Annotated in this window: 6 protein-coding genes; all 6 read right to left on the bottom strand. The window is 39.4% G+C overall.

All coding sequences use genetic code 11. The features are described 5' to 3' along the window. Positions 1-71: 71 nt before the first annotated feature. The 6 genes from JE46_RS12210 to JE46_RS12185 all read right to left on the bottom strand — a co-directional run bounded on the left by JE46_RS12210 (position 72) and on the right by JE46_RS12185 (position 13,490). Positions 72-3,566: a malectin domain-containing carbohydrate-binding protein gene (locus JE46_RS12210; protein WP_031455571.1), complete on the bottom strand. Its 3,495-nt coding sequence runs from the start codon at positions 3,564-3,566 to the stop codon at positions 72-74. A gap of 383 nt (positions 3,567-3,949) precedes the next feature. Beyond that, positions 3,950-6,682, bottom strand: coding sequence for an alpha-d-galacturonidase (locus JE46_RS12205; RefSeq protein WP_031455570.1), 2,733 nt, complete (start codon positions 6,680-6,682; stop codon positions 3,950-3,952). A 142-nt stretch (positions 6,683-6,824) separates the two neighbouring features. Beyond that, positions 6,825-7,721: a sugar phosphate isomerase/epimerase family protein gene (locus tag JE46_RS12200; protein WP_031455569.1), complete on the bottom strand. Its 897-nt coding sequence runs from the start codon at positions 7,719-7,721 to the stop codon at positions 6,825-6,827. A 53-nt stretch (positions 7,722-7,774) separates the two neighbouring features. Next, positions 7,775-8,923, bottom strand: a complete 1,149-nt coding sequence (locus tag JE46_RS12195) for a sialidase family protein (RefSeq protein ID WP_031455568.1) — start codon at positions 8,921-8,923, stop codon at positions 7,775-7,777. Positions 8,924-9,052: 129 nt separating this feature from the next. Continuing rightward, positions 9,053-11,809, bottom strand: a complete 2,757-nt coding sequence (locus JE46_RS12190; protein ID WP_031455567.1) for a glycoside hydrolase family 78 protein — start codon at positions 11,807-11,809, stop codon at positions 9,053-9,055. 112 nt (positions 11,810-11,921) lie between these two features. Then, entirely contained in the window at positions 11,922-13,490 is a 1,569-nt protein-coding gene (locus tag JE46_RS12185) for an MGH1-like glycoside hydrolase domain-containing protein (RefSeq protein ID WP_031455566.1), read from the bottom strand. Positions 13,491-13,709: the final 219 nt, after the last annotated feature.

The raw sequence follows: 13,709 nt of genomic DNA, 5'->3' as shown, positions 1-13,709 counted from the left end.
TTTTTAAAACCATATAAGGCATATAAGTTTTTGAAATCTTTCTTCTTTACTCTTTCCTCTATTTTTATCTCTTACTGAAACTCAAAAGAATCCAAAAGTAAGCCTTTCATATCTTCTGATTCTATCGTGATTTTATAGGTTCCTGCGTTAATGTATCCCCCAGAAGTTGTATTCAAAATTTTCCATTTTTCTGTTGCCGAAGGAAATTCAATCGTGTCATTTCGCATCAGGATTCCGTAGGCATCTTCCATTTTGAATTTGACTTTCAACGGTGTTTCGTTTCTGTTCATAAATCGGAAACGCATCAGGTAAATTCCCGCCACTCCCGGTTTCACTTCAAACTGAATGCTGTTTTTTGTTTTCTCCTTAAATTCGATATAATCGGCTTTTTTGAAGTTTCCTTTTTCGATTCCGGTTCCGGTGGTTTTGGCTGTTTCAGCTTCCAAAAGTACAACGGGTCTTGAATCGTCTTTTTCACCCATATCGTAAATTGGAACGACTGCGATTGAGTTTTCAAAAAGTACTTTTTCTCCTTTTTTTACTTTTTTATGGAAAACTGAAAATTCAACTTTATCTGAATTTTTAGCTGTTTCGGTCATTCTTTTATAACCCGAAATTGAATCTTTTGATTGGGTAAATAGATAGACTTCCGAATCTTCTTTGGTTATGAATGATCCTGAAGATTTTGAATTTGCTGAAATCTGTAAATAATCTGCTCCATAAACTTCAGCAGGCAATTGCGTAAAAACAATTTCCGAATCTGAATATTGTTTGGAATTAATATCCAGCCACGACCCTACTTTAGTTTCTGAATTAGATGTAACGTTCTGAATATTTCGAGGCGAAGCGGAAGCTCCTTTTGCCATTTTATCTTTGGTTGCAATTGCAATTGCCGAAATAATCGCCTGACTTGCTTTTACATTCGGGAACGAGATAACTATTTTCCCGTTTTTGCTTTTTACAACAAAAGTTTTCTTTAGCGCCGAATCGTGTCCGACTTCACTCCAGATATCCAAATCTTTCAGCACGACATTCTCATTGATAGCTACATCAAACAAACGCCAGCCTTTGCAATCCAATCCGCCACCGGTTCCGTACCAAGGTTCTGTGAAATACAATTCTACCAAATATTCTCCGTCCGGAGCTGGAAATTCGTAACGCAATTTATCGATTCCGTATCTGAAACTCTGAAACAGTTTCCAGTCTTTAGTTCCTGAAATTGGGTCGAAAGTACTTCTTTGACTGGCAAAAAAATCAGGTAATTGCTTAAAATTATCTGTCCACGACAAAGAACCCCAAGTGTTGTTTCCGCTTTTATGAACATCTGCCTGCCACAAATTTCCAAAAGAATCCGTGATTTCGCTTCCGCCACTGTTGACTCTGTAAATGTAATTGTAGTTTTTTTGAGGCTGTAAAAGTATTTCTTTTTTGGTTTCTAATACTTTGAAATTAGGCGCTTTTGGCAAACTGTTCAAAACGATGTAATCTTTGGCAACGGCTTTTCCGTTTACATAACCTACGGCATATAAAACATTGTATTGAATATTGACATTATTCCACTGAAAGTGCTCTCCCAATCCCGGGTTTTTAAGTTTTCCTAGTGATGTTTTATTCATGTCATTAAACAATTCTACCTCATCACAATTCGAATAGACATCGATTCCGTTTTTGATTCCAGGAGCATCCCAACGATTCGGCCAGGTGTGCGAAACGACATACACCATTGGATTGGTTTTGTTCGAAACGTAATTGGCGCGGTACATATAATACGCATCCAAAGGTTCGCCCCAAATGCTGAAAAGTCCTTTGTAATTTACGGGTCCAACTTTGTCTATATCCCTAAATCCTTCGCCGTTTTGCACGCGTCCCGGATTTTCGTGCGAAGCAAAAAGCCAGTTGAATTGTCCTGCAATTTTATCTTTTACCGACTCGGCTTCGCGGACTTTGATTTCCATTAATTGGGAAAAACGGTTTTCGCTCAAAATTCCTTTTTGATCGAATTCGCCTTCAGTGTGCAGGTCGTGTGAACGCCAGGCTCCATATTCTCCGTTTAATAATTGTGTACTCATTTCGACATCATAATTAAACGGATCACCACCATAGGTTCCCGACCAGTTTTGCACGACATTCCAATCGGTTCCTTCGCCTCCGTTACAAGTTGTAACGATACGTTGTGAAGCCGACATTGGATCCATTTCACGAATGATTTGAGTACATTCTTCGGCAAATTCTTTTGGAATCGTGCTTTCGTTTTGCAATCCCCACATTACGACCGATGCATTGTTTCGGCGTTCTTTGATCCATTCGCGTAATAAGGTTTTGAAATTCTCTTTGAATTCGGGTGTGTCGTACCAAATATGTGCCGAAAACTGACTCCAGAACAGGATTCCGTTTTGGTCCAGTTCTTCCTGATATTTTAAATTGTGAGGCTGATGTGCTTCACGAAAAGCATTGAATCCTCCTGCTTTGATTTGCTCAATTCTGGAATGGATTTGTTCATCAGAAAACGAATGACTATTTCCGATTAGATGCTCGTATTCGCAGGTTCCGTTGATGAATAATGGTTCATCGTTGATGTAAAAACGATTGTCTTTTTCGTCTCTGCTAACTGGCCAGCTTACCCAACGGATTCCGTAAGGCGTTTTTAATTCGTCAATTTTTTTTCCGTTTTCCCAAATTGTAGTGACCAATTCATATAAATAAGGATTAGCTGGCGACCATAATTTTGGATTTGCAATTTCCGGAAATGTTTGTGCTATTTCTTTTGTTTCTCCTGAAGTATTTTTGATATCACTTTTTACGCTAACGACTTTCTTTCCGTTTTTATCAAAAAGGGTATTTTCGATGGTTAGGTTTCTGTTTGAAGCCCCGTAGTTTTTGACTTCGGTAGTGATGTTCAGGATTGCTTTTTCTTTTGAAGTTGCTTTGTCATTCCAAATATGAACACCGAAAGGTTCTATGCGAACTTCATCGGTAACGACTAAAGTTACGGGTCTGAAAATCCCCATTGGCTGTGATCCTTCCGAGAATCCCCACTCTCCGGAACAGCCTCCACAAACCCAAGGCAAATCGGCAATGAACGATGGATGCGAGGCTTTGACGATTATATTATTTGTCTTTTCGAAAGAAACGGCTTTTGTAATATCGACTGTAAAAGTGGTTCTTCCACCTTTGTGTTCGCCTACTTTTTTGCCGTTTACCCAAACCGTAGCATACGAACTTACGCCTTCGAAAAAGAGGAAAAGTCTTTTTGAATTATCTTTTTTGTCTAATTGTAAGGTTTTATTATACCAGGCGGTGCCGTGTAAATTTCCGTGTTTGGTTCTTCTGAATCCGTAATATTGATCCCAGTTGTGGGGTACGTTTACTTTTTGCCATTGCGCATCAACTTTTGGATTTTGTACAAAAGTTTCTTCCTTTTCAGGAAGCTGATTCAAAACAATAGTTTCCCAGGAGGAATTCAGCGAAACTTCTTTACGAAACTTCGCTGATTCTTTATTGTTTTGGCTCCACACCAGACAATACCCTGAAAAAAAACAAAAAATAAAAAAAACTATTTTCTTCATATATTTTTAAACCTTTTTAAACCATATAAGTTATATAAGGTAATTTAAGTTCTGGTCTTTTATGCTAATTATTTGTCATTTCGACGAAGGAGAAATCTCCATTAGTAACTCCGCAAAGAAATGTCGCCAATCTTTGTAGAGCATCTTGCGGAGATCCCTCGTTCCTCGGGATGACAAGATTGTGTTTTATTATTCTTAACCTAAATTCTCACGTGATGTGATTAGCTAAAGCTCCGTTCGTTTCACTCGGGTGTTTCATTCCTCTCAATGACTCGCGTTTGCGTGAGGGATAGTAGCGACATCCTTTTGTGGCGTTGTTCGCCACAAAAGATATAGCGGATAGCCCGACCCGTAGGGACACGCCCAAATAAATGAACTTAATATTAATAGAACAACCAGTCTACCGCGCCTTTTTCGCCTGCATCGATATAACCGACATCACGGGTTGTAATGGTTTGATCAGCGTCGATAAAGCCTAAAATCAGGACTCTTCCTTTGCCCAAATCGAGTTTGTTTTCGCCCGGTTGGAAGGTGTAGGTGTGAATGTTGATCCTTGGTAATTCCTTCAAATTCATGGCACTTGCCAAAATAACCTCAGCTTGTCCATGTGCATTTCCGGCTGCATCTGTCTCCAGACTTGGTGGGAATAAAAATCTTTTTTGATCGGAATTGAAATAACCCACTACCAGTTTTACGGCTTTGGTATTTTTGAATTTCAGGTGTGTTCCGTTTTCGTTTTGTGATGCTTCATCGAAAGCAATTCCTTTTAGGTTTTGCAGTTCAGAAGCTATTTTTGTCAACTCTGAAATTGGTGTTCCGTATACTTTTGTTCCGTTTTTGACTGCGTAAGTTCCTTTGCTTTCACTTAATAAAGTTACCTCAGCGGTTTTCCACGGCTTACTTTCTTTGGTTACCACTTTACCATCTTTTGATGATTTTAGAAGATCCAAATTTCGCTTGAAATTAGCCAATTCTCTTTCGTAATGTGGCAATAATTCTACCCAGGTTTTGTTGTTTCCATCGTCTCCACCAATCGGGATTCGGCGTTGTGCGGTCTGCATACTGTTGGCATATAAATAATGGTCTTTGGTCAAATCAACCAATTTTTCATAATATTGGATGCTTTTCTCTAAATGAGGCAGGGCTTTGTCCAAATCGGAAATTTCGTTGGAATAGCTGTAACGCAAAACCAAAATCGCGGCTTTTACTTTCTCCGAAAAGAAATCGGCGAAGGCTTTGTAAGCGTGCATATCGTTTTTAAGACGCAGGAATTCGTCCTTGTCTTTGGTTACTTTTGACTCGGCTTTGTCGATGGCTTCAACGGCTAATTTTCCGTGTTGCGTGATTTCGGCGATGATTTGCGTTGGCAATTCGCCAACGTGTGGTTCTTTGTTCCACTCTTTTTTGGCGTATTCCAAAAGCAATTCTCCCACCGGTCCGCAAGATTCGTGGAATCCAGGATATACGCGCCATTTGGCTGGATTTACTAATTGGCTTTCGAACATTCCTAATAATAAAGTCTGACGATTTCCTTCGGTGATTCCGAAACGTCTTAATGTTTTTGGAGCGATTTCTCCTGACTCATCGTAGGCTTTTTGGATGTTATTTGCTGCTTCTAAATCAGTTCCGTATTTAGCAGCTAAATCTTCACTCCAATATTTAATTTCTTCGTTTCTGTCTCTTTTACTATTCCATGCATATCTCGCCCAGGCCTTATACCAAATCCAGTCGCGATCCATTTCGAGCAATCGTTCGCCAGTTTTTGTTTTATCAGCGGTGTAAGGCCAATCCCAATACGATGCCTGTGGATACAAATGAAGCGCATTGGCACCGTGAGCGGTGTGCATCGCCTGAACCGTTTTCTGGATAAATTCTGGAGATCCGTAACGGAAAGGCTCCAGATTCGCCAAAATATGAACGTTTGAAATGTGAACCGAATTTAGCGAACTTAACTTTTTATGGATTTCTCCCCAAGGTCCGCGTGGTGTATACGTCGTCAGCGACTCGCCATTGTACTTGTGCATCGTGTATAGATTTTTATACAACGGAAGCGATTTTTCCATTACCAACGGCGCATCGGTATCGTGCGCACGAAGAATAATTGGAGGTTCATCCGTTTTTCCTAAAGCTTTCAGTCCGTCCTGAACGCCCGGAATAATCGTTTTAGTAAACCATTCTACGTCATCGTCGATGGTGTTGATGGCTTCTCCCAAACAAACCAACAATCCTACGTTTGGATATTTTTCGATAAAAGCGGTGATTGATTTTTTGGTATAATCAGCAATTTCGGGCGTAATCGGGCGTGAACGATCCTGTGTTTTGATGTTGTAATGCTCTGCAAAAGGTTTTGAAACGATGATATTGTAGAACATCTGAATCACCCAGATTCCTCTTTTGTTGGCTTCTACAGTTAAGTAATTATAGATTTCTTCATTCTTTTTGAAATCTTCTTCGCTTACTTCCAAAGCAAACGGATAGTCTTTTAGTTTTACCAATGAAGCAAACGGATGCCCGTTCCATAAATACAGGGAATTTAGTCGGTTGTCGACCATCATATCCAGGTATTTTGTCCACAGTTTTTTGTCGTAAAACCAAGGGAAAGATTCGGGCGTATATGGATATTCGTAAACGTCTCTTCCCGGAAGGTAAACTGGTTTTTGCACTCCGATACAAGCTCCTCTCAAAACCATTTCTGGACTATCGTCAATATTGATTTCGGATTGAATTTCACCTGAAGTTTTGATTCGGTCTGCCAATTCCAAAGCGCCGTACAAAGCTCCCGTTGCATCAGTTCCTTCAATGAAAATGGTGTTTTTTTGCGTGCGGATTTGAAAGCCTTCTTTCTTCGTTAGTTTGCTGTCGTCAATTTTAGCGGTTTTGGAATTTTGCTTCCAAAAATCGGTTCCTTTTTCGCCAATTACGATTACTTTATCTTTTGATTTTTTAGGAGTTTTGTCTGCGAAAGTTATTTTAAATCCTTTTGCTGTTGCGGTTTCTGATAGTTTTTCGGCTCCATATTGTGCTCTTGGCGCTTTGGCATCACGAACGATGGTAATGTTTTGCGCTGATGCAAAAGTTACGTAAAGTCCTAAAAAAAGTAAGCTTAGATATTTCATTTTAAATGGCATTGGGCTGTCGGCGATGGGCCTTCAGCTATAATTACACTGATATTTTTCATTTATTTTCGATGGCTTGGCAATAATTAGATTTTATTTCAGTTTTGCTCAAAGCCCATAGCTGATGGCTCATAGCTTATAATTATTGTTCTTGAAAAATTTTCTTCAAATAAGCAACGTTGGCTCCGTAATTGGCTTTTACGTTGTGAACCTGTGTTACATCACGCGAACGTTCTACTATTAACCAGCCACTCCATTTCATTTCGTCCAGCGTTTTTTTGATTTTTGGCATATCAACATTTTTATCGTTTTCCAGCCAAACGCTATCTGTTGTGGAAGCGTGAATTTGTGCCAGATGTTTTTTACCTAAAATCTTTAATTCGGTTGCGATGTCTCTTCCGTTATCAACTGCATTCGCAAAATTGAAAGAGCTTTTGATGTGCTTACAGCCAATTTCTTCCAATAGTTTTTTCTCTTCGGTAGCATTTAATGAGGTTTCGATGGCGATTACCCCTCCTATTTTACCGACTTGTTTGCCAGCCCATTTTAATCTTTCGATAATGATCGGACGTAGTTCCGGATTTTTAGTCAAATCACTTTCTGTCCCTAAAGGCAAATAAGCAACTTTTACCTTCATATTTTTCATTGTCGCCACACAATCGTTAATCATCAAGGTGATTGAATCTCTTTTGGCAAAGGATTGTGCATAAAACCCGGACATTGCAATGGAGCTGATTCCAACATTTAATTCTTTGGACTTATCCAGAAACTTTTGTCTTTCGATTGGATCGCCCAGTTTGCTGTCGAATGTGGGTCTTTTTCCCAATCCGCCCATATCGAGCTCGATTCCGTCTGCTTTTATTTCGCTTGCTAAACCAAAGGCTCCGAGTTTTTGTCTTTTTAAAATCATCCAGTCGCAAACCGCCACTTTGTATTTTTGCTTTTTTGATGATTGAGCTGAAACTTCGCTGTTGAATGTTCCCGCCAAAACAATTGTCAGAACTACAGTGATAGTTTTAATGAAACTACTATTTTTCATATTTTATTTTTACTACAAATTGTAATTTTCAATTTGTAATTCATAATTAATTTTTACTCCTCTTCCGCTTTTACAGCTTTCACTTCAACGCCTTCTTGTCCAGGCCAGATTCCGTTTTTGATTGGAATCGCTTTTAATTTACTTGGATCAATTTTTACGTATTTTAGTTTTTCTCTTCTCCAGGTATACACGATATGCACCATTCCGTCTGAACTCTGAATTATTGACGGATAGGAATATTGGCTAATTTTTGAATCTTCCAAAACTAAAGTCGCTTTCCAATTGATTCCGTCATCAGAAATGGAAAGATTTAAAGGCGTTCTTGGTCCTTTGGCTTCTTTTCCAGGAGGCAGAACGTGGTTGTAAACCAATAAGTGTTTTCCGTTTTTCAATGTTACGGCATCAGTTCCTGAATTATTATTTGGCAATCCGATTAATTCTAAATCCGACCAGGTTTTTCCATTGTCTTTAGAAAAAGTACTGAAAATCGCTCTGTTTTTCGTCCTTCCAATTGCCTGAATTCTTCCGTCTTTATGAAACAAAATACTTGGCTGAATGGCGTTTATCTTTTCTTTTCCTCTTGAAATCGTATCACCCATAACCCAGGTTTTTCCGAAGTCCGGAGTGGATTCCATACGCAAATGCCAGCCATTTCCTTCGGTACTTGAAGGAAGTAATAATGTTCCGTTGCTCAATAAAACCGGTTTGTTTTTGATTGGTCCCAAGAAATCCTTACTTGGCAAATCAATCTTATCAGACCAGGTTTTTCCGCCATCTGAAGAAGTTCTGTAAACGCCCCACCACTCGGATGGTTTTGGTCCTATTTTATAAAATAACATCAAATCGCCTCCCGGAATTTGGTACAAAACTGGGTTCCAGGTTGGAAATCTTGTTCCATCTTTCATCACGCCATCGGCTACCTTAATGGGTTCGCCCCATTTGTCGCTTCCTTTTGGTTTTATAGCTGAATAAATACAAACATCAGGATGTCTTTCGTGTGATCCTCCAAACCAGGCCGAAACCAAATCTCCATTGGTTGCTTCCACAATCGTTACGGAGTGGCAAGACGGATAAGGCGCTGTGTCGTAAATGAATTCATCTACCAAAATTCCTTCTTTCCAGGTCTTTTTTTCCAAAGCCGATTTACAGCTTCCCAAAAATAAGAGTCCAAAAAAGGCGATAGTTATGTGTTTCAATTTCATTATTTATTTTTTTAAATATTATCGTGTTTATTTTCAATGCATTATATAAATATCCAAATGCAAAAATTTATTAAGTGTAAAAATGACACTAAATAATGAGACAAGCATCCTGTACTGTCCCGAATTATCTTATTGAAGCCTTAGATTTACTGTATAAGAACCCGATTCTAAGGTCAGGACTATGTTATTGTTTTCTGTTTTATAAGAGGATGAAAATTGAGCCAGTTTTTGCTTGTTTACGGTTACTGATGAAGCATTAGCTGTTGGCAGATACACAACAGCCGATGAATTGGCCGGAATGGTAATTTTCCATTCTAAAGTGTTTTTGGTTTTCTTCCAGTCACTTTTTATTAGGCCGTAAATCGATTCATGGGAAGCGTTTACAAAAGTCAGTCCCGCATTGAAATCCGGTTTCATAATGATTTGTTTGAAACCCGGAGTTTCAGGATTGCTCTTGATTCCCGCCATATTTTCGTAGTACCAGATCATTAAATCGCCCAAAAGCATCACGTGATTTTGAGAATTCATGGTTGGATCGGCGGTGTTTCCGTTCCATAACTCCCAAATAGTTGTTGCACCGTTTTCGACCATATAACCCCAGCTTGGGTAGGTTTTGTTTGAAGCCAGTTTATAAGCCAAATTCCCTCTTCCAAAGTTCGTCAACGTTCGCATCAAAAATTGCGTTCCAATTACGCCTGTGCTGATGTGACCGTTTTTAGTCACTTCCACTTCGTGAACCATATTTTGGAAAACCTTATCAATTAAGTTTTCAGGAACCATCCCGAAAGCCAAAGGCAATACGTTTGCCGTTACGGTATTATTGGCGTAGAAGTTTTTTTCGGTATTTAAAAATTTGGCATTAAATGCTTTTTTAATTCTGGTTGTCAAATCATCATAATGAGCAATATCGGCATCCGCATTTGCGATTTTGGCAAATTTTTTCATAATTCCCAAAAGCTGATAATAAAAAGCACTCGACAGCAATTGTCCATCGGTTAAACGCGCAGGATCTTTGGAACGGATCAGTTCTAATGATTCTGGCGGAACACACCAATCACCGTATTTGTCTTTATCCATTAAATTGTCTTTCAGATAATTTTCTTCCATATACATCATCCATTTTTTCATAGACGGATATTGTTTTTTAATCACTTCTGCATCACCAAATTGTTGGTACAGCATATCACCAACCGTGATATACGTTCCCGGCCAGGTCACATTATCGCCGTAATAACGCCAAAATGCCGGTGCCACATCTGGTAATCCTCCATCCTGCGTTTGTGAATTTTTAATATCATCCAGCCATTTGGCATACAAAGTCTGATTATCGAATAAAAAACTTTCACCATAAGCACCCGTTGTTCGGTCGCCCAACCAAGGCTGACGCTCATTTCGCTGTGGACAGTCGATTGGCATTCCTTTATAATTTCCGCTGATTCCCCACCAGGCATTTTTAAAAATCTGGTTCATGGTCGCATCCGAAGATTCGAAAGTTCCGGTGGTTTTGATATCGTCATAAACCACTTTCCCAACAAAATTCTCCAATGTTGGTTTGGTTGGAAAACCCGAAATTTCTATAAATCGAAAACCGTGAAATATAAAACGTGGTTCCCAGATTTCTTCGCCTTCACCTTTCAGCGTATAAACATCTGTCGTTTTCGCATCACGCAAATTGGCAATGTAAAGTGAACCATCAGCCTGCAAAGATTCGGCAAATTTCATCGTGATCTGGTCACCGCTTTTTCCTTTGACTTTCAGTTGCAACCAGCCCACCATATTCTGCCCCATATCCAAAATATACGTTCCTTTGGCAGTCGCTTTAATCGAAATCGGTTTTACCTCGCCCATAATTTTCATATTCGGCATCATCTGCGCTTCATAAAAACCGCCCGGTTCCTGAACATATCTGGCATTTACCCAGTTTTTATCATCAAAATTGGTCGTAGCCCAGCCTTTCATTTCCTTTCGGGCATCGTATTCTTCACCGTCATATTCGTTGTTGGACAAAATCGGTCCGTCAGTGGTTAATTTCCAGGTGTCGTCTGTGCGGATGATGTCTTTGGTTCCATCGGTATATTCGACAAACAATTGCAAAGCCATTTTAGGAAAACCAAATGACTTGATTTTATATGGTTTGTAATCCTGACGCATCGCAAAAAAACGTCCGTTTCCTAAAATTGTTCCCAGCATATTTTTGCCTTCTTTCAGTTGCGAAGTCACATCAAAAACATTGTATTTTACGTTTTTGGTGTAATCCGTCGGAACGGGTGCCAAAACCTGATCGCCAATTTTATTTCCGTTGATATACAACTCATACAAGCCCATTCCCATAATGTAAACCTTGGCAGATTTGACTTGTTTTTTCAAATCAATTTCTTTTCGCAAATAACGAGCTGACAATCTTGAATATTGAGAAACACTATCGTCCTTCGATAATTTTTCATACCCAATCCAGCGAGTCGATTTCCAGTCGGCATAAGTTAAAATCCCGATGCTGAAATGAGCAGTTGTCGCCGATTTGATTTCACCTTTATTCGTAAAAACTGTCACTTTCCAAAATGCATTTTGTCGGTCTCCCAACTTTTTTCCGTTATAAATAATATTGACCGATTCGTTGCTTGTTACTTTTCCGCTATCCCATAAATCGGCTTTGTTCGCATTTAGATTTTCTAAAGTCGAAGCAACCATAATTTGATAGGCCATCTGTTTTACATCACTCACATCCGATTTTATCTGCCAGCTCAAACGGGGTTGCACCACATCAATTCCTTCCGGATTGTTCAGCATTTCGCATTGCAGATTGGTTACGCTGATTTTTGTTTGGGCTTGCGCCGAAAATGTAAAAAGTGTAATGATTAATGTAAGATGTAAAAAAAACTTTTTCATTTTATTTTTATTTTTTGTTCTCGCAGATTTTGCAGATTCGACAGATTATCTTTTTTACTCAAAATAAATCCGCTATATCTGCCAAATCTGCGAGAAAAATTTTAATACAAAGTTACTCAGAAACTAATTTCTCCAATTTTTCTGAAACCGCAATTTCCTTACCATTCTTAAAAATTCTAAACCCTTTTCCTTTGCCATATTTCTCCCCTGTTTTATCCCAAAGAATCGTGATAATATTCCCGTGATACAGCACATTATCCAAGCAAAACCAATCCCACTTTTCCTGTGGAATCAACGGATTCACCTCAATTTTTTCATCCGCTCTCGGGCGTAAGCCCACCAGTCCCGTAATCATCAAATCGTTAAAAGTCGAATGATTATAATAACGGCTTCTTTCTTTGTCGCCCATCAGCCAATAACCGGTCGTTTCGTCCAGATATTCTCCAATATATGGCTTTCCTCGGTAGTATTGCGATTGCACATACAAATCCATTTGTTTGAAATAATCGGTTTTAGCTACGAAATTCTGATTGTAATTATTCAAAACATTCGCCAAAGCTGTCAAAGTCTGTGAACTCGCAAAAGGCCAAATCGCTCCGTCCCATTCACAGGTTCCAGTTCCGTGAGTCCTGAAACGCGGACTTCTTCTCTCTGCCGTTGTCAAACCAAAAGGCGCCGAAAACCCTTTTTCATCCTTAATCTGTTCCCAGGCTTTTTCAAAACCTTTGTTTTTTTGCGGCAGATTAAAATACCACGGAATAAATCCAATCGCCTCCCGAACCTGCGCCAGTGTATCTTTCTCGGTAAACGTTTCAAAGAATTCACTTTTGGAATTCCATAATTTGGTTTCCACTAATTGTTGTAAAACATCGGCTTTGGCTTTAAATTTAGCCTCTACTTCTTTGTCGCCTTTCATCGATGCCATTTTCGAAATCGCCACAGCATTTCCAAACATATAACTGTTAATCGTCGGCCTTGCATTTTGTACTTTTCTCCCACCACTCAACGATTCTTCCATTCCGTCTTTTACATCATGTTGCCAAAACAAACCATCCTTGCGCTGACGGTCTTTTTCCCAAACTGCATAATCCGTAACCATATCCGGGTACATATCCAATAAGAATTTTTCATCCTTGTTCACCAAATACCGATTGTACAACGCATCGGCCGTCCAACTGCTGAATTTATACAACTTGTTCATCGGTTTTCCCTCATTGCCACGGTACCAAATTTTGACATCCTGCTCAATGTACTGCGGATCGTGCACCCAACGAAATTCATTGATGTGATGCCCCACCGCACAAGCAATCAAATTGTATTTATCGGCATACGAACGATCTACTAAAAACTCCGTAATTCCGAAACCAAGTGGCGTTTTCTTGATGTGTTTTCGAGCCGTCCACCAGCGATAATAATAAATCTCCTCAAAATTCTGCTGCGGACATTCAAACAACGGAACATTCTTTTCCATCCACGCCCACGAACTGTCATTCGGAATCGCAAATTTCAGATTCTCGTCTTCCATCGTGTTGAAATAATCCACATAATGTTTGAAATTATCCGCTTTCAAAACAACCGAAGTTCCTCTTTTAGAATGCCCCGCACCCGATTTACAACCGCTGTTCAAAGCTGAAATCAGGATCACAAAAGCAATTATTTTGTATTTAAATTGGTCTAACATATTCAAATTATTTTAATTTTTTGGGCGTGCCCCTTCGTAAAAACTACGGGTCGTGCTGTACGTTCCCGCTTCCCGATGAAAAATCGGGAGAGCTCCACTGCCATCACTCACGCGGTCTCACGATTACGTTTATTTATTCCTACTTCTCAAGGTTTTCATTATATCTTTTCTCACAGTTTTGTCATTTCGACGGAGGAGAAATCACATCCAATATTCCAC

Origin of the sequence: Flavobacterium chungangense LMG 26729, assembly GCF_000735715.2 — a bacterium.
Classification (GTDB): domain Bacteria; phylum Bacteroidota; class Bacteroidia; order Flavobacteriales; family Flavobacteriaceae; genus Flavobacterium; species Flavobacterium chungangense.
The sequence above is the reverse complement of the archived record's forward strand: the minus strand, read 5'-3'. Positions and strand labels throughout refer to the sequence as shown.